The 18882-nt window shown below is 71.8% G+C and carries 18 protein-coding genes; 4 read left to right on the forward strand and 14 right to left on the reverse strand.

Annotated features, from left to right (window positions below; translation table 11 throughout):
* Positions 1 to 68: 68 nt before the first annotated feature.
* From ruvB to pgsA, 10 genes are all read right to left on the reverse strand, one after another.
* Positions 69 to 1133 (reverse strand): Holliday junction branch migration DNA helicase RuvB, encoded by a 1065-nt coding sequence (gene ruvB, locus ACFYXS_RS36560; protein WP_389256101.1) that lies wholly within the window; start codon positions 1131 to 1133, stop codon positions 69 to 71.
* 46 nt (positions 1134 to 1179) lie between these two features.
* Complete coding sequence (gene ruvA, locus ACFYXS_RS36565) at positions 1180 to 1791, reverse strand: Holliday junction branch migration protein RuvA (protein ID WP_389256102.1); 612 nt, start codon at positions 1789 to 1791, stop codon at positions 1180 to 1182.
* Positions 1788 to 2324, reverse strand: a complete 537-nt coding sequence (gene ruvC, locus ACFYXS_RS36570) for a crossover junction endodeoxyribonuclease RuvC (RefSeq protein ID WP_389256103.1) — start codon at positions 2322 to 2324, stop codon at positions 1788 to 1790. Before ruvC ends, ruvA begins: the two co-directional genes overlap by 4 nt.
* Positions 2325 to 2456: 132 nt before the next feature.
* On the reverse strand, positions 2457 to 3209 hold the full coding sequence (locus ACFYXS_RS36575) for a YebC/PmpR family DNA-binding transcriptional regulator (protein WP_389256104.1): 753 nt from the start codon (positions 3207 to 3209) through the stop codon (positions 2457 to 2459).
* A gap of 61 nt (positions 3210 to 3270) precedes the next feature.
* Positions 3271 to 3888: a pyridoxal 5'-phosphate synthase glutaminase subunit PdxT gene (pdxT, locus tag ACFYXS_RS36580; RefSeq protein ID WP_389256105.1), complete on the reverse strand. Its 618-nt coding sequence runs from the start codon at positions 3886 to 3888 to the stop codon at positions 3271 to 3273.
* A gap of 75 nt (positions 3889 to 3963) precedes the next feature.
* Positions 3964 to 4920: a pyridoxal 5'-phosphate synthase lyase subunit PdxS gene (gene pdxS, locus ACFYXS_RS36585; RefSeq protein ID WP_389256106.1), complete on the reverse strand. Its 957-nt coding sequence runs from the start codon at positions 4918 to 4920 to the stop codon at positions 3964 to 3966.
* 58 nt (positions 4921 to 4978) lie between these two features.
* Positions 4979 to 5536, reverse strand: a complete 558-nt coding sequence (locus ACFYXS_RS36590) for a hypothetical protein (protein ID WP_389256107.1) — start codon at positions 5534 to 5536, stop codon at positions 4979 to 4981.
* A 58-nt stretch (positions 5537 to 5594) separates the two neighbouring features.
* Positions 5595 to 6755 carry a glycosyltransferase family 4 protein gene (locus ACFYXS_RS36595; protein WP_389256108.1) on the reverse strand — a complete coding sequence of 387 codons (1161 nt, stop codon included), beginning with the start codon at positions 6753 to 6755 and terminating at the stop codon, positions 5595 to 5597.
* Positions 6752 to 7747 carry a phosphatidylinositol mannoside acyltransferase gene (locus ACFYXS_RS36600; protein WP_389256109.1) on the reverse strand — a complete coding sequence of 332 codons (996 nt, stop codon included), beginning with the start codon at positions 7745 to 7747 and terminating at the stop codon, positions 6752 to 6754. Before ACFYXS_RS36600 ends, ACFYXS_RS36595 begins: the two co-directional genes overlap by 4 nt.
* Positions 7744 to 8403, reverse strand: coding sequence for a phosphatidylinositol phosphate synthase (gene pgsA, locus ACFYXS_RS36605; RefSeq protein WP_360916250.1), 660 nt, complete (start codon positions 8401 to 8403; stop codon positions 7744 to 7746). The genes ACFYXS_RS36600 and pgsA overlap by 4 nt, the downstream gene beginning before the upstream one ends.
* Positions 8404 to 8647: 244 nt before the next feature.
* Between pgsA and ACFYXS_RS36610 the strand changes: the two genes are divergently transcribed.
* Together ACFYXS_RS36610 and ACFYXS_RS36615 are read left to right on the forward strand one after the other, a co-directional pair.
* Complete coding sequence (locus ACFYXS_RS36610) at positions 8648 to 10861, forward strand: elongation factor G-like protein EF-G2 (protein WP_389256110.1); 2214 nt, start codon at positions 8648 to 8650, stop codon at positions 10859 to 10861.
* Between the two features lie 127 nt (positions 10862 to 10988).
* Positions 10989 to 12683 (forward strand): hypothetical protein, encoded by a 1695-nt coding sequence (locus ACFYXS_RS36615; RefSeq protein WP_389256111.1) that lies wholly within the window; start codon positions 10989 to 10991, stop codon positions 12681 to 12683.
* Positions 12684 to 12725: 42 nt separating this feature from the next.
* Here ACFYXS_RS36615 and ACFYXS_RS36620 read toward each other — a convergent pair whose 3' ends face one another.
* Entirely contained in the window at positions 12726 to 13286 is a 561-nt protein-coding gene (locus ACFYXS_RS36620; RefSeq protein ID WP_389256112.1) for an HIT family protein, read from the reverse strand.
* 66 nt (positions 13287 to 13352) lie between these two features.
* On the opposite strand from ACFYXS_RS36620, the gene ACFYXS_RS36625 reads away from it, so the two are divergent.
* Entirely contained in the window at positions 13353 to 14030 is a 678-nt protein-coding gene (locus ACFYXS_RS36625) for a potassium channel family protein (RefSeq protein WP_389256113.1), read from the forward strand.
* A gap of 43 nt (positions 14031 to 14073) precedes the next feature.
* Here ACFYXS_RS36625 and thrS read toward each other — a convergent pair whose 3' ends face one another.
* The 3 genes from thrS to ACFYXS_RS36640 form a co-directional block, all read right to left on the reverse strand.
* The gene (gene thrS, locus ACFYXS_RS36630; protein WP_389256114.1) at positions 14074 to 16056 is read right to left on the reverse strand and encodes a threonine--tRNA ligase; all 1983 of its coding nucleotides are present in this window, start codon (positions 16054 to 16056) and stop codon (positions 14074 to 14076) included.
* Between the two features lie 109 nt (positions 16057 to 16165).
* Positions 16166 to 17353 carry a hypothetical protein gene (locus tag ACFYXS_RS36635; protein ID WP_389256115.1) on the reverse strand — a complete coding sequence of 396 codons (1188 nt, stop codon included), beginning with the start codon at positions 17351 to 17353 and terminating at the stop codon, positions 16166 to 16168.
* Entirely contained in the window at positions 17353 to 17919 is a 567-nt protein-coding gene (locus tag ACFYXS_RS36640) for a DUF4365 domain-containing protein (RefSeq protein WP_389256116.1), read from the reverse strand. Before ACFYXS_RS36640 ends, ACFYXS_RS36635 begins: the two co-directional genes overlap by 1 nt.
* 167 nt (positions 17920 to 18086) lie before the next feature.
* Between ACFYXS_RS36640 and ACFYXS_RS36645 the strand changes: the two genes are divergently transcribed.
* A complete protein-coding gene (locus tag ACFYXS_RS36645) occupies positions 18087 to 18830 on the forward strand; it encodes an exonuclease domain-containing protein (RefSeq protein ID WP_389256117.1) in 744 nt (247 codons plus the stop codon).
* The last annotated feature ends 52 nt before the right edge of the window (positions 18831 to 18882 follow it).

The following is an 18882-nucleotide window of genomic DNA, read 5'->3' on the forward strand; positions in this document are numbered from 1 at the left end:
GTTCGTTCGCCGCTGGAACAACGCCAAGCATTACACCGTGGTTCCTGCGGCGGCGAGTCTCCCCGCCGTCAAGGGCCGAACAGCCCGTCTTGCCCGGGTCCGCCGCCCTGCGGGGGCACGAGTCCAAGGTGTGCCCACGCTGCACGCGTGGCCACACGACCGCGCGGCGTACGCGCCAACAACCCCTCGCGCACCAGGAACGGCTCGGCCACCTCCTCCACCGTCTCGCGCTCCTCCCCCACGGCCACCGCCAGTGTCGACAGCCCCACGGGCCCGCCGCCGAAGAGCTTCAGCAGCGCCTGCAGCACGGCCCGGTCCAGCCGATCCAGGCCGCGGCCGTCGACCTCGTAGACGTCCAGGGCGCGCGCGGCGATCTCCCGGGTGATCCTGCCGTCGGCCTTGACCTGGGCGAAGTCGCGGACGCGGCGCAGGAGTCGGTTGGCGATGCGGGGGGTGCCGCGGGAGCGGCCGGCGATCTCCGCGGCGCCGTCGGCCTCGATGTCGACGTCCAGGAGCCTGGCGGAACGGTGGATGACGCGCTCCAGTTCGGCCGGGGCGTAGAACTCCATGTGGCCGGTGAAGCCGAAGCGGTCGCGCAGCGGCGGCGGCAGCAGTCCGGCCCGGGTGGTGGCGCCGACCAGGGTGAACGGGGGCAGTTCCAGCGGGATGGCGGTGGCGCCGGGGCCCTTGCCGACGATGACGTCGACCCGGAAGTCCTCCATCGCCATGTAGAGCATCTCCTCGGCGGGCCGGGACATCCGGTGGATCTCGTCGAGGAAGAGCACCTCCCCCTCGGCGAGCGAGGACAGGATCGCGGCCAGGTCGCCCGCGTGCTGGATCGCGGGGCCCGAGGTGATGCGGATGGGAGCGCCCATCTCGGCCGCGATGATCATCGACAGGGTGGTCTTGCCGAGCCCGGGTGCACCGGAGAGCAGCACATGGTCCGCGGTGCCGCCGCGCTGGCGGGCCGCCTTGAGGACCAGGTCCAGTTGCTCGCGGACCCTTTCCTGGCCGACGAACTCGTCCAGCGCCTTGGGCCGCAGTGCCGCTTCGACGGCCTGGTCCTCGCCGTCGGCGGAGGCGCCGACCAGACGATCGGCGGTGGTCGGTACGGACTCGTCGTCCCAGTTCACTTCGGTGCGCCTTACGGTCAGCGGACTGCGGTCAGCGGGCGGGGGGTCAGCGGGTCCGGTTCAGGGTCTGGAGAGCCGCCCGCAGAAGGGCGCCGACGTGCGGTTCGGCACTCGCCTCGGCCTGCGGGGCGACGGCCGCCACGGCCTCCTCCGCCTCACGGGGCTGGTAGCCCAGGCCGATGAGCGCGGTGTGCAGCTGCTCGCGCCAGGAGGCGGGCCCTGCGGCCGCGGCGGGACGGGCGACCGCGGTGCCCACGGGCGCGCCGAGACGGTCCTTGAGCTCCAGCAGCAGGCGCTGGGCGCCCTTCTTGCCGATGCCGGGCACCAGGGTGAGCGCCTTCTCGTCACCCGTGGCGACGGCGACGCGCAGGGCGTCGGGCGTGTGCACGGCCAGCATGGCCTGGGCCAGCCGGGGGCCGACGCCGCTGGCGGTCTGCAGCAGCTCGAAGACCTGGCGTTCGTCGTCGTCGGCGAAGCCGTAGAGGGTCAGGGAGTCCTCGCGCACCACCAGGGAGGTGGCCAGCCGGGCCTGCTCGCCCAGCCGGAGCGCGGCCAGGGTGCCCGGGGCGCACTGCACGGCCATGCCGATCCCGCCGACCTCGATCACCGCGGTGTCGGGGGCGAGGGCCGCGACGGGCCCGCTGACGAAGGCGATCATGAGGTGCGCTCCTGGATTCGTGCTTTGGCGGCCGCGTGCGCCTGCTGCAGACGGTTGGTCGCGGTGCCGCGCCAGATGTGACAGATGGCCAGTGCGAGCGCGTCGGCGGCGTCCGCGGGCTTCGGCGGGGCGTCCAGCCGCAGCAGGCGGGTGACCATGGCGCCCACCTGGGCCTTGTCCGCCCGGCCGCTGCCGGTGACGGCGGCCTTGACCTCGCTGGGAGTGTGCAGGTGCACCGGCAGGCCGCGGCGCGAGGCGCACAGGATGGCCACCGCGCTCGCCTGCGCCGTGCCCATCACGGTGCGGACGTTGTGCTGGCTGAACACCCGTTCCACGGCGACGGCTTGGGGCCGGTACTCGTCCAGCCAGGCCTCGATGCCGCGTTCGACGAGGACGAGGCGCTCGCCGATGTCGGCGTCCGCGGGGGTGCGGACCACCCCGACTCCGGCCATCCGCAAAGGTGTTCCGGGGGCGCCGTCCACCACGCCGACACCGCACCGGGTCAGTCCCGGGTCCACGCCGAGCACACGCACCGCGCCCCTCCCTCCTTCGGTCAGCTGTTCAGCCGTTCCTGGAGGTTATCGGGTGGCACCGACAACGACGGCGGCCCGGTGGGGGTGTGTCCCCACCGGGCCGCCGCGCGAGCCGTGCGGCGCCGTGGCCGCTCAGGCGTCGACCTTCTCCATGATCTCGTCGGAGACGTCGAAGTTGGCGAAGACGTTCTGCACGTCGTCGCTGTCCTCGAGCGCGTCGATGAGCTTGAAGATCTTCCGGGCGCCCTCCTCGTCCAGCTCCACCTGCATGGTGGGGACGAAGTTGGCCTCCGCGGAGTCGTAGTCGATGCCCGCCTCCTGCAGTGCGGTGCGGACCGCGACGAGGTCGGTGGCCTCGCTCAGCACCTCGAAGGACTCACCGAGGTCGTTGACCTCCTCGGCGCCCGCCTCCAGGACCGCGCCGAGCACGTCGTCCTCGGAGAGCTCCGCCTTGGGGACGATCACGACACCCCTGCGGTTGAACAGGTAGGACACCGACCCCGGGTCGGCCATGGAGCCGCCGTTGCGGGTCATCGCGACGCGTACGTCGGAGGCGGCACGGTTGCGGTTGTCGGTGAGGCACTCGATGAGCACCGCGACACCGTTCGGGCCGTAGCCTTCGTACATGATCGTCTCGTAGTCGGCACCGCCCGCCTCGAGACCGGCACCGCGCTTGACCGCGCTGTCGATGTTCTTGTTGGGCACCGAGCTCTTCTTCGCCTTCTGGATGGCGTCGAAGAGGGTCGGGTTGCCGGAGATGTCGGCACCGCCGGCGCGTGCCGCGACTTCGATGTTCTTGATCAGCTTCGCGAAGAGCTTGCCGCGCTTGGCGTCAACCACGGCCTTCTTGTGCTTCGTCGTAGCCCATTTAGAGTGGCCGGACATCAGCCTGTCTCCTTCACGTCACCGATTGCTTCACGAACACTGCGATCCTACCGGGATCGTGTCACCCGGCGGCGCGCACCATGTCGACGAAGTACCGGTGCACCCGGTGGTCCCCGGTCAGTTCGGGATGGAACGAGGTGGCCAGCAGGTTGCCCTGGCGCACGGCGACGATCGTGCCGTCGTCCAGCCGGGCCAGCGTGGCGACCCCGCTGCCGGTGGACTCGACCCAGGGGGCGCGGATGAAGACGCCCTCCACCGGGCCGCCGTCGACGCCCTCGACCTCGACCGCGGTCTCGAAGGACTCGTTCTGCCGGCCGAAGGCGTTGCGCCGCACGGTCATGTCGATCCCGCCGAAGGTCTCCTGGTCGTCCCGGCCGTCCAGGATCTTGTCCGCGAGCATGATCATGCCGGCGCAGGTCCCGTAGACGGGCAGGCCCTCGCGGATGCGGTCGCGCAGCGGCTGCGCCATACCGAAGAGCACGGCCAGCTTGGACATGGTGGTCGACTCGCCGCCGGGGACCACCAGACCGTCGATCTCGGCGAGTTCCTCGGGCCGCCGCACCGGGCGGGCGAGGGTGTCGGCCTCGGCGAGGGCGACGAGGTGCTCACGGACGTCGCCCTGGAGGGCGAGGACGCCGATGGTGGGAGCACTGCTGGAACGGGATGACAGGGGTGACACGGTCGAGCCTTCCGGAGGTCTGGGGCGGGCGCGGCGGACGGGCAGGCCGTCACCGGCCCGCCCGTCGCGGGGCGCTCACCAGCCGCGGTTGGCGTACCGCTCGGTCTCGGGGAGGGTGTCGCAGTTGATGCCGACCATGGCCTCGCCCAGGTTGCGGGAGGCGTCCGCGATGATCTTCGGGTCGTCGTAGAAGGTGGTGGCCTTCACGATGGCGGCGGCGCGCTTGGCCGGGTCGCCGGACTTGAAGATGCCGGAGCCGACGAAGACGCCCTCGGCGCCGAGCTGGCGCATCAGCGCGGCGTCGGCCGGGGTGGCCACACCGCCGGCGGAGAACAGCACGACCGGGAGCTTGCCGAGCTCGGCGACCTCCTTGACGAGCTCGTAGGGGGCGCGCAGCTCCTTGGCGGCGGCGTACAGCTCGTTGTTGTCGTAGCCGCGCAGGCGGGCGATCTCGTTCTTGATCTGGCGCAGGTGGCGGACGGCCTCCACGACGTTGCCGGTGCCGGCCTCGCCCTTGGAGCGGATCATGGCCGCGCCCTCGGCGATGCGGCGCAGGGCCTCGCCCAGGTTGGTGGCACCGCAGACGAAGGGGGTGGTGAACGCCCACTTGTCGGAGTGGTTGACCTCGTCGGCCGGGGTGAGGACCTCGGACTCGTCGATGTAGTCGACGCCGAGCGACTGCAGCACCTGGGCCTCGACGAAGTGGCCGATGCGGGACTTGGCCATGACCGGGATCGAGACGGCCTCGATGATGCCCTCGATCATGTCCGGGTCGGACATGCGCGCCACGCCGCCGTCCTTGCGGATGTCGGCCGGGACCCGCTCCAGGGCCATGACGGCCACCGCGCCGGCGTCCTCGGCGATCTTCGCCTGGTCCGGGGTGACGACGTCCATGATCACGCCGCCCTTGAGCTGCTCGGCCATGCCGCGCTTGACGCGCGCGGTGCCGGTCTCAGGGGACTGGGGGGTGCTGGGAAGCGTGCTGGACACGGTGACCTCACTCGGCGACGGGACTTCTGGGGGGAGCGGCATTTGCCCTGTATCCCATGGTGGACCGCGCGAAGTGGACCGGAAAAGGGCCAATCGCGCCTCAGTGGCCTGCCGCGCCGTCCGCGGTGAGGACGGCCGGGGGCTCGTCGTCCATTTCGAACGTCACCGGCCGCGGGGCGTGCCCGGCGAGCCGGAACCAGCGCACCTTGCGGTGCGCGCGCAGCGCCCGGGCGGCGCGCACGGCGTCGTTGTGGAAGCGGCGGGCCATCGGCACGCGGCGGACCGCCTGCGTGAGCTCCTGGGCGGCGTTCTCGCCGCCGGGCGCCTGCCGTACGGCGTCGACCGCGTCGGCCTCGGAGAACACCGCCCGCAGCGCCTGGCTCAGCTCGCTCTCGGCCACCTCGCGCTGGTCGTCCTCCGCCTGCCGGGCCGAGTGCGCGGCCTCGTAGAGCACGATGCTGGCCGCCGGGTCCAGCACGCCCGCCGTCGCGAGCTCCTGGGCCACCGAGGCCCTGCGCAGCAGCTGTGCGTCCAGCGCGGCACGGGCGGCGTCGATGCGCGCGTGCAGCCGGTCCAGCCGGCCCGCGGTCCAGCTCAGATAGAGGCCTATGGCGACGACCGCCACGGCCACCCAGATGATGGTGGTCACGGGCGGCAAGGCTACCGGTGCGCGGGGCGCGGCCCGCCGGGCGGCAGACCGTCACCCCCGCCGCGGCTCAGTCGCGGGCGAAGCCGAACCGGGCGCGCAGCCCGACGCGCTCGTCGGCGGCGACCGCCGCGGCGCCGGCGGTGACCGTCTCGTAGACCGCCAGGATGTCCGAGGCCACCCTCGACCAGTCGAAGCGCCGCACGTGCCGCGAGCCCAGTTCGCGCAGCTCGGCCCGGCGCTCGGGGTCGCCGAGCAGCCGTACCGCCGCCGCCGCGAGGGCCTGCGGGTCCTCGTTGGGGAAGACCTCGCCGGCCGCTCCCTGGTCGAGCACCTGGCGGAAGGCGTCCAGGTCGCTGGCGAGCACCGGGGCGCCCGCCGACATCGCCTCGACCAGGATGATGCCGAAGCTCTCGCCGCCGGTGTTCGGCGCGACGTACAGGTCGACGCTGCGCAGCAGCCGTGCCTTGTCCTCGTCGCTGACCATGCCGAGGAACTCCACGCGCGAGCGCATGTCCGCGGGCAGGTCCTCCACGGCCTCCTTCTCGTCGCCGCGCCCGGCGACCAGCAGGCGGGTCTCAGGGCGCTCCGCGAGGATCCCGGGAAGCGCCCTCATGAGCACGGGCAGCCCCTTGCGGGGCTCGTCGATACGCCCGATGAAGCCGATCGTCCCGCCCTGCCACTCGGACTTGGGCTCGGCCTCGGCGAAGAAGCGCACGTCGACGCCGTTGGGGATGACCACGGCGTCCCCGCCCAGGTGCTCGACCAGGGTGCGCCGCGCGTACTCGCTGACGGCGATGCGGGCGCTGATCTTCTCCAGGGCGGCCTGCAGGATCGGGTACGCGGCGATCATCGCCCGCGAGCGCGGGTTCGAGGTGTGGAAGGTGGCGACGATCGGCCCCTGCGCCGCCCAGCAGGTGAGCAGTCCCAGCGAGGGCGAGGAGGGCTCGTGGACGTGGATGACGTCGAAGGCGCCCTCGTGCAGCCAGCGCCGCACCCGGGCGGCCGACAGGAAGCCGAAGTTGAGGCGGGCCACGGAGCCGTTGTACGGGACGGGGACGGCCCGGCCGGAGGAGACGACGTACGGCGGCAGCGGGGTGTCGTCGTCCGCGGGGGCCAGGACGGAGACCTCGTGGCCGAGCGCGATCAGGTGCTCGGCCAGGTCGCGGATGTGGAACTGGACGCCTCCGGGGACGTCCCAGGAGTACGGGCTGACGATCCCGATCCTCAAGATTTCTCCGTTCCGGAGCGGTCGGAGGCGGTGCCGGACACCGGGGGGGACGCCTCGACGGACCCGCCGGGTTGCCCGGGAACGGCGGTGCCGGCCGGCTCCGGACGGGCTTCGAGGTCCTCGAGCCACAGCCGTTGCAGCATGTGCCAGTCCTCGGGGTGCTCGGCGATCCCGGCGGCGAAGACGTCCGCGAGCCGCTGCGTCATGGCGGCGGTCCTCTCGGTGCGCGTGCCGTCCCCCGGGACCTCCACGGGCGGGTGGACGCGGCCCTGGAGGGTCCGCGACGCGTCGTACCAGAGGGTCACCGGCAGCAGGAGCGCGCCGGTCTGCACGGCGAGCAGCGCGGGTCCGGCGGGCATCCGGGCGCGCGCGCCGAAGAAGTCCACCGGGACGCCGGAGGCGGACAGGTCCCGGTCGGCCACCAGGCAGACCAGCCCGCCGTCGCGGAGCCGCCGCGCCAGGGTGCCGAAGGCGGCGCCGCCGGTGTGCGGCAGCACCTCCATGCCCAGGCCCTCGCGGTAGGCCACGAAGCGGTCGTACAGCGTCTCCGGCTTGAGCCGCTCGGCGACAGTGGTGAAGGGCACGCCGAGCTTGGTGGTGACCCAGGCGCCGGCGAGGTCCCAGTTGGCCATGTGCGGCAGGGCGAGGACGACGCCGCGGCCCGCGGCCAGGCCGTCCACCAGGTGGTGCAGGTCCTCGGGGGCGAAGCCCTCGCGGACGCGTTCCGTGCTCCACGCGGGCAGCCGGAAGGACTCCATCCAATAGCGCAGGTAGGAGCGCATGCCGGCCCTGGACAGCTCGCGCAGGCGGGCCTCGTCGGCGTCCGGCACGACGCGCGCCAGGTTGCCCTCCAGCCGGGTCACGCCCTTGCCGCGCCGGCTCCACGCGAAGTCGGCCACCGCGCGCCCCAGGCCGTTCGCCACCGGCTCGGGGAGGCGTTTGACCGCGCCCCAGCCCAGTCCGTACAGCGCGTCGGTCAGCCGGTCCTTCACGCCGCCCCGCTTCCTTCGCGTGCCGCGGCGTCGGCCTCGAAGGCCTCCCGGCGCACGGTGATCACCCGCTGCACCAGCGTGACCAGGCTGCCGACGGCCACGATCCACAGCGCGATCGGCAGCAGCCACTGGATGCCCGGCACGCCGAACTTGTGCAGACCGGCGAAGCCGCAGGCCACCAGCGAGATCACCAGGCGCTCGGCGCGCTCGACGAGCCCGTTGACGGCGACCGGCAGGCCGATGCTCTCGCCGCGCGCCTTGGTGTACGACACCACCTGGCCGCTGGCGAGGCAGAAGATCGTCACCGCGCACAGCACGAGATCGTTCCCGCCCCCTGCGTACCACAGGGCGAGGCCGCCGAAGATGGCCGCGTCGGCGACCCGGTCGAGCGTGGAGTCGAGGAACGCGCCCCACCGGCTGGAGACGCCGGCCTGGCGCGCCATGTTGCCGTCGACCAGGTCGGAGAAGACGAAGAGCGTGATCACGACCGTGCCCCAGAAGAACTCGCCCCTGGGGTAGAAGACCAGCGCTCCCGCGACCACGCCTCCGGTGCCGATCAGCGTGACCGTGTCCGGGCTGACGCCCAGGCGCAGCAGAAACGCGGCGAACGGTGTGAGAACACGCGTGAAGAATGCACGCGCGTACTTGTTCAGCATGGCCTTCCCGGAGGTCGGTGGTGCCCGGCGCGGCTCCGGCGGCCGCCCGGCTGGCCCATCGTAGCCAGGTGGGATGTTCCGGATGCGCCGGGCTCCCGCCCCACGGGCACACGTACGACGTATGGACGCACCGTGACGCGCGTGGGAAGGTCGAATTACCGCGGGCGCCGCAGAGGCCGCCCTGGTCGGGTGGTCTCCCGTGGCGCGCAGTCCCCATGCCGTGACGGACCGGGAGGCGAGGCACATGGGTGACAGGAGAGATGCAGGCCCAGGAGCCGCCGGAAGGGCATCGGCGGCCGACCGGCCCGCCGACGTACGCAACGTGGTGCTGGTCGGCCACAGTGGCTCCGGGAAGACGACGCTGGTCGAGGCACTCGCCCTGGCCACAGGGTCGGTGAACCGTGCCGGGCACGTCGCCGACGGCGGAACGGTCTCCGACCACGACGAGATCGAGCACCGCCAGCAGCGCTCGGTGCAGTTGTCGCTCGTCCCGGTCGAATGGGACGGAATCAAGATCAATCTGCTCGACACCCCCGGCTATGCCGACTTCGTGGGTGAGCTCAGGGCCGGTCTGCGCGCTGCGGACGCGGCCCTGTTCGTCGTCTCGGCCGCCGACGGCGTGGACGGCGCGACCCGCATGGTCTGGGACGAGTGCGCGGCGGTCGGCATGCCGCGCGCGGTGGTCATCACCCATTTGGAGGCAGCACGCGCCTCCTTCGAGGAGATGACCGAGACCTGCCGCGAGGTCTTCGGCGGCGACTCCCCCGAGTCCGTGCTGCCGCTGTACCTGCCGCTGCACGGCGAGGAGAGTCCCGGCAGCGACGGGCACCGGCCGGTGACGGGTCTGATCGGGCTGCTGTCGCAGCGGATCTACGACTACTGCTCGGGCGACCGCGAGGAGGGCACCCCCGCGCCGGACGACGTCCCGGTGATCGACGAGGCCCGCGGCCGGCTCATCGAGGGGATCATCGCCGAGAGCGAGGACGAGACCCTCATGGACCGCTACCTCGGCGGCGAGGAGCTGGACCTGAAGACCCTGGTCCAGGACCTCGAACGGGCCGTCGCCCGGGGCTCGTTCCACCCCGTGCTCGCCGCCGCCCCCGCGGCGGAGGGCTGCAAGCAGGGCATCGGCACCGTGGAACTGCTCGAACTGATCACGGGCGGTTTCCCGACCCCGCTGGAGCGCGAGGTCCCGCGGGTCAGCACCCCGCAGGGCACGCCGCACGACCAGCTGACCTGCGACCCGGACGGGCCGCTGGCCGCCGAGGTGGTCAAGACCTACTCCGACCCGTACGTGGGCCGGATCAGCCTGGTACGGGTCTTCTCCGGCACCCTGCGCCCCGACGAGACCGTCCACGTCTCCGGGCACGGGCTGGAGGACCGGGGTCACGAGGACCACGACGTGGACGAGCGGATCGGCGCGCTGTCCTCGCCCTTCGGCAAGCAGCAGCGGCCGGTGCCGCAGTGCATCGCGGGCGACCTGGCGTGCGTGGCGAAGCTGACCCGGGCGGAGACCGGCGACACGCTCTCCTCCAAGGACGACCCGCTGCTGATGGAGCCGTGGCTGATGCCCGACCCGCTGCTGCCGGTCGCCATCCAGGCGCACAGCAAGGCCGACGAGGACAAGTTGTCCATGGGCCTGGCACGGTTGGTCGCCGAGGACCCGACGATGCGGCTGGAACAGAACCCGGACACCAACCAGGTGGTCCTGTGGTGCCTGGGCGAGGCCCATGTCGACGTCGCGCTGGAGCGGCTGCGCACCCGCTACGGGGTCCAGGTGGACTCGATCCCGCACAAGGTGGCGCTGCGGGAGACCTTCGGCGAGAAGGCCACGGCCCGCGGACGGCACGTCAAACAGTCCGGCGGGCACGGCCAGTTCGCGATCTGCGACATCGAGGTCGAGCCGCTGCCGGTCGGTTCCGGCATCGAGTTCGTCGACAAGGTCGTCGGCGGCGCGGTACCACGGCAGTTCATCCCGTCGGTGGAGAAGGGCGTACGGGCGCAGGCCGCCCGGGGCGTGGCGCTGGGCTTCCCGGTGGAGGACATCCGGATCACGCTCGTCGACGGCAAGGCGCACTCGGTGGACTCGTCCGACGCGGCCTTCCAGACCGCGGGCGCGCTCGCGCTGCGCGAGGCGGCGGCGCAGTGCCGCATCCACCTGCTGGAGCCGGTGAGCGAGATCCGGGTGATGGTGCCCGACGAGTACGTCGGGCCGGTCATGAGCGACCTGTCCGGCCGCCGGGGCCGGGTGCTGGGCACCGAACCCGTCGGGCAGGGCCGCACCCTCGTACGGGCCGAAGTGCCGGAGATCGAGATCGGTCGCTACGCGGTCGATCTGCGTTCGCTCTCGCACGGAATGGGTCGCTACGCGCGCAGTCATGCCCGTCACGAGCCGATGCCTCCGCAGCTGGCCAGCAGGCTGAGAGAGCAGCACGCCCAGGAGGTGGGCGCCAAGTAGCCCTCAGGCGGCACAAGTCGGCGGCCCGGCGGAACGATCAAGTTCCGCCGGGCCCATGACGCATGTCACACACCCCGTATACGCTGTGTGGGCAGCACGGGAGGAATGCCGAGGCTGTGGCCGGGGAATGTGCCGGACGGGCTTTCGCCTGCGCGGACGGCACGAGGAGGGGGCGCTAGTGAGCAACAGTTACGACTTCCTGAGCCCGGGCGCACAGATTCCGTTGAGCGGCGCGGACGGCCAGACCGCGGCCACCCAGGCGCTGGCCTCGGCCGCCTACCGGGACGGCAAGCTGGACGCGCTGTCCGAGGCGGACGCCGGCATGACCGTCGTCACCCCACCCAAACTCTCCTTGCTGCAGGCCAACTTGGGCGAGGCCTTCGCCCGCGCCGTGCAGAACCGGATGCTCGGCGCGGCGCGCAACGAGCTGGTGCAGTCCTTCGGCGCCGAGCCGCAGACCGTCGTCGAGCACTGCCTGGCCGCCAACCGCATCCGGCAGGAGCGGGACAACCGGCTCACCGGCATCATGGTCGTCTTCGGCCTGGTCTTCCTGCCGGGCGTGCTGCTCTGGCTGGGCGCGTTCCAACTGCGCAGCACGATAAAGAAGGCCGAGGGGTCGCGCACCGGACTGCTGGGCTCCGTCGTCCTGCTGGTGGTCGGCTTCTTCGCCGTCCTCTTCGTCCTCAACCCGCCGCTGACCGGCTTCTGGTCGCAGTACCTGCGCGTGATGATGGTCGCGCCGGTGCTCGGCTGGTTCTGGGCGAAGCGGATCTGCGAACGGACCGCCAAGGACCTGCGGGACCGCTGGGCCGGGCTGGTCTCCGGCAGCGGCGTGGGCGCCAAGATCCCCGAGGCGGTGCCGCGCACCCCCAACGAGACCCGGGCCGAGAAGCTGCGCCAGAGCCTGGCCAAGCTCTCCGCCGAGCAGCAGAGCAACGTGGTCTTCTACGCCGGCCCCAAGGGCATACTCGGCATGGGCACCCGCTGGGGCGACTGGCAGATGGCCGAGGAGCTGACCCCGCGGGAAGGCCTCGGCGAGATCCACCCGTTCCGCAGCTGGGACGTCATCAAGGCGGTGCACGGCCGGCTGCGCGAGCTGGAGCGCGGCCCGCTGCACACGGGCGGCTTCCCCAAGCCGGTCATACGCCACTGGGTCGTCGCGCCGATCGGCGAGGGCGCGAAGAAGGTCACCCGGCCCACCGGGGCGGACGTCGAGGGCTACACCGTCAGGGACTTCGAGATACAGCGGATCTGCAACGAGCAGCAGTTCGGCAAGGGCAACCGCCACTACCTCGGGGTCCAGTTCGTGCTCTGGGACGGGCAGTTGGTGATAACCCTGCTGGTCACCGTGACCGTCCTGGCGAGCACGCTGCGCGTCGAGGTCACCGGTCACGCCCTGGGCCCCGTGCACTCGCTCTTCACCTCGGCGCCCGATCCCAAGGAGAAGAAGGTCAGCCACCCGGTGAAGTTCTGGGAGACCAGGACCGTCGCCATGCCGCTGGTCGAGAGCGACGAGGTGGTGCGGCTCGCCGCCCGCGCGCCGCTGTCCCGCTTCCCCCAGGTGCTGGAGTACCTGGGCGGCAAGATCGTGCTTCCCGAACCCTTCGGGCTGCGGCACACCTGGGCCTCGGCGCCCTGGACGCACCGCTTCATGGCCGACGACGCCCTGCGCGCGGCGACCCCGGTGCTGCGCGCGGTCCACTCCGCCGCCATCGAGGTCATGCAGGAGAACGGTGTGAACACCGAGAAGTTCGCCACCCGCTCGCTCTTCCTGAGCACCTCGGTGCAGAGCGCCACCCCGTCCGAGGCCGACGTCTACTGACGCCGCCCTCCCGGCGGCCGGAAGCCCCCGGAAGAGGCCGGATCAGCCGGTGGGCCAGGCGTCCGCGAGCATCTTGCGGGTGTCGGCGAGGAGCTGCGGCAGCACCTTGGTGTGCCCGACCACCGGCATGAAGTTGGTGTCGCCGCCCCAGCGCGGCACCACATGCTGATGCAGGTGCGCGGCGATCCCGGCACCGGCGACGGTGCCCTGGTTCATGCCGATGTTGAAGCCGTGGGCGCCCGATGCCGACCGCAGGGCGCCCATGGCCCGCTTGGTGAAGTCCGCCAGCTCGGCGGTCTCCGCCAGGGCGAGGTCGGTGTAGTCGGCGACATGGCGGTACGGGACCACCATCAGGTGGCCGCCGTTGTACGGGTAGAGGTTGAGGACCGCGTACACGGTGGCGCCGCGGGCGATGACCAGCCCGTCCTCGTCACTCATCTCCGGAATCGCGCAGAAGGGACAGCCGTCCCCGGCCCCGGGGCCGGTCGGCTTGTTCTCGCCCTGGATGTACGCCATGCGGTGCGGCGTCCACAGGCGCTGGAACGCGTCCTGCGTCCCCACTCCGTTCTGCAGTTCCGGCTCACTCGTCATGCCTTGCAGCATATGGCGTCGGCCCCGCTCAGCGTGTCGCCGGGGGCGCTCCCCCGCGCAGCGCAGGATGCTGGCCCCATGCCCTTGCAAGACGAGCGGCGGCTGCGGGAGTGGGAGCGGCGCGGGAGCGTGCCGCTGTCCCTGGCGTCTCTGGTGTTCCTCGTCACCTACGCCGTGCGTGTGCTGGCCACCGGCCTGTCGCACGACGTGCGCGACCTCCTGTTACTGATCACCCTCGTGACCTGGGCCTTCTTCGTCGCCGACTATCTGCTGCGGGTGACGGTGGCACCCCACCGCTGGTCCTATGTGCGCCGCCGCTGGCTGGACCTGGTGGTCGTGATCATGCCCCTGCTGCGTCCGCTGCGGATCCTGCAGAACTACTCCACCGTGCAGAGCCGCCAGGAACGGCCCCGGCTCTCCCTGGAGGCCCGGGTGATGTCCTACGCAGGGCTCACCACGCTGCTGCTGGGCTTCGCGGCGAGCGTGCAGGTGTACGCGATCGAGCGGCAGGCGCCCGGCGCCACCATCCGCACCTACGGCGACGCGGTGTGGTGGGCGTGCTCCGCCGTGACCACGACCGGCTACGGCGACGTGGTGCCGGTCACCGTCAAGGGGCGGTTGATCGGGGCCGGCGTGATGTTCCTGGGCGTCGTCCTGATCGGCGCGGTCGTCGGCTCCTTCTCGTCCTGGCTGACCAAGAGCTTCCGCCGTCCCGAGGAGCGCGGGGACCGACAAGGGCCCCCGGGGGACGGATAGTCCTCCCGGGGGCCCCGTCACGCCGTAGAGTCGGGGCCGGCCGTCAGACCTGGACGCGGTCCTCGACGGCCTTGGCGATCTCGGCGAGGGCCTCGTCGCGCGGGATGCCGTTCTTCTGCGAACCGTCGCGGTAGCGGAAGGAGACCGTGCCCGCGGCCATGTCCTCGTCGCCGACGATGACCATGAACGGCACCTTGCTCTTCTGGGCGTTGCGGATCTTCTTCTGCATCCGGTCCGCCGAGCCGTCCACCTCGACCCGCAGGCCCTTCTTGCGCGCCTCGGCGGCGAAGTCCTCCAGGTACGACACGTGCGCGTCGCCGATCGGGATGCCGACCGCCTGCACGGGGGCCAGCCACGCCGGGAAGGCGCCCGCGTAGTGCTCCAGCAGCACCGCGAAGAAGCGCTCGATGGAACCGAAGAGCGCGCGGTGGATCATGACCGGGCGCTGCTTGGAGCCGTCGGCCGCCGTGTACTCCAGGTCGAAGCGCTCGGGCAGGTTGAAGTCCAGCTGCACGGTCGACATCTGCCAGGTGCGGCCGATGGCGTCCTTGGCCTGGACGGAGATCTTCGGGCCGTAGAAGGCGGCGCCGCCCGGGTCCGGGACGAGCGGCAGACCTTGCTTCTCGGCCACCTGGCGCAGGACCTCGGTGGCCTCCTCCCAGGTCTCGTCCGAACCGACGTACTTCACCGGGTCCTTGGTGGACAGCTCCAGGTAGAAGTCGGTCAGGCCGTAGTCGCGCAGCAGGTTGAGGACGAAGGTGAGCGTCTTGTCGAGCTCCTCGGCCATCTGCTCGCGGGTGCAGTAGATGTGCGCGTCGTCCTGCGTGAAGCCGCGGGCGCGGGTGAGGCCGTGCACGACGCCCGACTTCTCGTACCGGTACACGGTGCCGAACTCGAAGAGCCGCAGCGGCAGTTCACGGTAGGACCGGCCGCGGGCGTCGAAGATCAGGTTGTGCATCGGGCAGTTCATGGGCTTGAGGTAGTAGTCGACGCCCTCGTCCAGCTGCATGGGCGGGTACATGCCGTCGGCGTACCAGTCCAGGTGGCCCGAGGTCTCGAACAGCTTCCCCTTGGTGGCGTGCGGGGTGTAGACGAACTCGTACCCCTCCTCCTCGTGCCGGCGGCGCGAGTAGTCCTCCATGACCCGGCGGATGATGCCGCCCCGGGGGTGGAAGACCGCGAGGCCCGAACCGATCTGCTCCGGGACGGAGAACAGGTCGAGCTCGGCGCCGAGCTTGCGGTGGTCGCGCTTCTCGGCCTCGACGAGGAAGTCCAGGTGCGCCTTCAGCTCGTCCCTGGACGGCCAGGCGGTGCCGTAGATGCGCTGGAGCTGCTTGTTCTTCTCGCTGCCGCGCCAGTAGGCGGCGGCGGAGCGCATCAGCTTGAACGCCGGGATGATCCGGGTGGTGGGCAGGTGGGGACCGCGGCAGAGGTCCTTCCAGCACAGCTCGCCGGTCTTGGCGTCCAGGTTGTCGTAGATGGTCAGCTCGCCGGCGCCGACCTCGGCGGAGGCGCCCTCGGCCGCGTCGGCGGCGGAGCCCTTGAGGCCGATCAGCTCCAGCTTGTACGGCTCGCCGGCCAGCTCCTCGCGGGCGGCGTCGTCACCGACGGCACGGCGGGAGAAGCGCTGCCCCCGCTTGACGATCTCCTGCATCTTCTTCTCGATGCGCTTGAGGTCGTCGGGGTGGAAGGGCGTCTCGACGTCGAAGTCGTAGTAGAAGCCATCCTTGATGGGCGGGCCGATGCCGAGCTTCGCCTCCGGGAAGAGCTCCTGCACGGCCTGCGCCATCACATGCGCGGTGGAGTGCCGCAGGATGTTGAGGCCGTCCTCGCTGCCGATCTCCACGGCCTCGACCTCGTCGCCGTCGGCGATCTCGTACGCGAGGTCCTTCAGCTGCCCGGCGACGCGGGCGGCGACGACGGTGCGCTCGCCCTCGAAGAGCTCGGCGGCCGTCGTGCCCGTGGTCACCACGCGCTCTTCCCGCTCATCGGAATCGCGTTTGATGGTCACACGGACGTCTGACACCGGTCTCTCCTGACGTATGTCCCACTGGGCCCGGCAGCGGAAGCTGCACCGCTGAATCCTACCGAGCCCCGCGGGTCCGCCGCGAAGTGATCGCTGCCGGGAGGGCGCGTCACCCGCCGAAGGAGTCCTCGAAGGTGTCGACCCCGCCGTGCAGCGCCTTCAGCAGCCGGTCGCGGTCGGCCTCGTCGACGTGGACCGGGGTCAGGGCGGCCGGGTGCGTCAGGTGCCGGAAGCCGGTACGGGTCTCCAGCCGGCCGGACAGCCGGATCGGCAGCCCCACCAGGTGCGCCTGGGCGGCGATCCGGTAGGCGTCCTCGGCCAGGCGCACCCGGATGTGCCGGACGTCCGCCCCCGCCAGGACCCGCAGCCGCACCGTGCCGCTGCCGGAGGGGCGCGGGCGGCGCAGCCGGGTGACCGTCCCGGTGACGCGGACGTCCACCGACGGTTCCTCCCGCACATAACGCTCGCTCGCGGCCTCCAGGGCCGGGAGGTCGCCAGGGGAGAACTCGACCGGCTCGGGCACGGCCGCGAACCCCGCCGGTGGCCCGGCCCCCGGGGCCCAGGAGAGGGTGACGACCACGCCCTCGGTGCCGCGTATCAAGCGGATCAGGGAGTCGGCCAGCTCATGGCAGACCCCCAGGCCCACGGCGGCGTCGAAGGCCTCCATGCCGCCGGTGGTGCGCTGGTAGTCCACCGCGTCCCGGGCGGCCTGCAGCGCGCGCAGCAGTGTCGCGGTGACGGACCGCCCCTCCGGGACCGGGGAGTAGGCGGTCAGTTGGTGTCCCGCCGGGGCCGGGCCGACGAGCACCTGCTCCAGGTAGGCGGTGGCATGGCCGGTGTGCCGCTGGCCGAAGTAGCCGTAGCGGTCCCGCTCGGCGCGGGCCGCGGCCATGAGCATGATCCGGGCGGCCGAACGCAGCTGCTCGGCAGCGGTCCACGTCACGGCGGCCCCGTCGACCAACGGCACCGAACGCTGCCAGCGGATCTCGTCACCGGGCACGGCGAGCGCGGTCAGCACCTCGCGCGCCGAGGGCACACCGCAGCGGGCGAGGGCGTCGAGCGCCTCGCCCAGCAGCTCCTCGTGGTCCGCGTAACGGGCCTCGCCCCGCCGGTCGGGCACCAGGAGGCTCATCCGCGCGGAGGCCCCGGAGTCGCCGGGCGGTGTCCAGCGCGTGTAGCGGCCGGGCGTGCCGCCGCGCAACTGCCAGCCGTGGCGGGCCAGCAGGGCGGTGAGCACACCGGGGTCGACCCGCTCGGGGTCGGGCGGCACGAGTACATCGTCGGCCGGCCGGCTCATCAGGGCCTCCCTCCCGCCCCGACCCGGGTCATGATCTCGCACAGGGCGCGGTCGTCGAAGATCCGCGCGGTGGGTATCCGCACGGTGGTCTTGCGCTTGCCGGTCACGGCGTGGCCGGCGAGGTTCGTCCAGTAACAGCAGTGTCGCAGTTCCAGCCGGTCGTGGCTGGCCCGCAGCCAGTCCTCCTGCGTGCGCGGCACGAGCATCACCACCAGGATCTTGTGCACCGACACCGGGGACCGGGCCAGCTTCACCAGGTGCTCGTTCTCGAGCGTGAAGGCGAAGGTCGGCCCGGGCGGACGTGGTGCCACCTGGTAGGTGCACTTGAGCTGCACCTTGATCGTGACCTCGTCGTCGATGTCGTGGCCACGTGAGCTGTGACTTATGTGCCAGTCGATCCCGTTGTCCGGAAAGGGCTGGGCGAGCGAACACCCCGCGGCCGCGGCGACCGCGTGCAGATATCCCACCTGCAGGGTTTCCATGCAACTGGTGGTGGCGAGCCCGCCCCGCAGCGGTGCGACCCGCTCCGGCAGCAGCCCGCCCGGTATGGGCTGCTCGAGCGCCATCGCTCTCCGTGCCTCTCCGGGCCGCGGGACTCCTGGTGATTCCCCGTACCCTGTCCATCCCCATCGGCGTCAAGTCGCAAACGAGCCGGGTTCGGTGACATCCGGTCACGGGTACTCATGACAGTGAGCGATCCGTCAATTCGTCACCTTTGTACGGGGGGTGCGCCATGCCGCACTGGTACGACGGCCCATTGGCCGCCTTCGACACCGAGACCACCGGCGTGGACGTCGAGCGGGACCGTGTGGTCTCCGCCGCGCTGGTGGTGCAGGACACACCGCACGCGCCGCCGCGCACGACCGGCTGGCTGATCGACCCCGGCGTCCCGGTCCCGGACGGCGCCCGCGCGGTGCACGGGCTGGACGACGCCTACTTGCAGGCCAACGGCCGCCGGCCGGGCCCGGTCATGGAGGAGATGGCCCGGGCGCTCGCCGACCAGGCAGCCCTGGGCGTGCCCCTGGTGGTGATGAACGCGCCCTTCGATCTCACCCTGCTGGACCGGGAGTTGCGCAGGCACCGCGGCACCGCCCTCGACGGCTACCTGGTGCGCGGGCCGCTGCGGGTGCTCGATCCGAGGGTGCTGGACAAGTACGTCGACCGTTACCGCAAGGGCCGCCGCACACTCACCGATCTGTGCGCGCACTACGGGGTGGCCCTGACCGACGCGCACGACGCCTCCGCGGACGCGCTCGCCGCGATGGCCCTCGTGCGCGAACTGGGACGGCGCTTCGCCGAGCGCATAGGCACGATGCAGCCGGCCGAACTGCACGCCCGTCAGGCCCTGTGGCACGCCGGCCAGGCACGGGGGCTGCAGGCCTGGTTCGCCCGCAGCGGCACGGACGAGCGGGTCGACCCGGCCTGGCCGCTGCGCCCCTCCGCCCCGGTCACCGCGTCGGAGGAGCCCGCGGCGTAGGACCTCGGGTACTCCAGTGCCCGCAACGGCGGAAGGCCGGTCCCTGAGGACC

This window comes from Streptomyces sp. NPDC002574, from assembly GCF_042889545.1.
Taxonomy (GTDB): domain Bacteria; phylum Actinomycetota; class Actinomycetes; order Streptomycetales; family Streptomycetaceae; genus Actinacidiphila.

Excerpts from the sequence above, each read along its gene's own strand:
- ruvA (WP_389256102.1), bottom strand. The coding sequence starts at position 1,791 with ATGATCGCCTTCGTCAGCGGGCCCGTCGCGGCCCTCGCCCCCGACACC.
- ACFYXS_RS36575 (WP_389256104.1), bottom strand. The coding sequence starts at position 3,209 with ATGTCCGGCCACTCTAAATGGGCTACGACGAAGCACAAGAAGGCCGTG.
- pdxS (WP_389256106.1), bottom strand. The coding sequence starts at position 4,920 with ATGCCGCTCCCCCCAGAAGTCCCGTCGCCGAGTGAGGTCACCGTGTCC.
- pgsA (WP_360916250.1), bottom strand. The coding sequence starts at position 8,403 with ATGCTGAACAAGTACGCGCGTGCATTCTTCACGCGTGTTCTCACACCG.
- ACFYXS_RS36610 (WP_389256110.1), top strand. The coding sequence starts at position 8,648 with ATGGGTGACAGGAGAGATGCAGGCCCAGGAGCCGCCGGAAGGGCATCG.
- ACFYXS_RS36615 (WP_389256111.1), top strand. The coding sequence starts at position 10,989 with ATGTGCCGGACGGGCTTTCGCCTGCGCGGACGGCACGAGGAGGGGGCG.
- ACFYXS_RS36620 (WP_389256112.1), bottom strand. The coding sequence starts at position 13,286 with ATGCTGCAAGGCATGACGAGTGAGCCGGAACTGCAGAACGGAGTGGGG.
- ACFYXS_RS36625 (WP_389256113.1), top strand. The coding sequence starts at position 13,353 with ATGCCCTTGCAAGACGAGCGGCGGCTGCGGGAGTGGGAGCGGCGCGGG.
- ACFYXS_RS36635 (WP_389256115.1), bottom strand. The coding sequence starts at position 17,353 with ATGAGCCGGCCGGCCGACGATGTACTCGTGCCGCCCGACCCCGAGCGG.
- ACFYXS_RS36640 (WP_389256116.1), bottom strand. The coding sequence starts at position 17,919 with ATGGCGCTCGAGCAGCCCATACCGGGCGGGCTGCTGCCGGAGCGGGTC.
- ACFYXS_RS36645 (WP_389256117.1), top strand. The coding sequence starts at position 18,087 with ATGCCGCACTGGTACGACGGCCCATTGGCCGCCTTCGACACCGAGACC.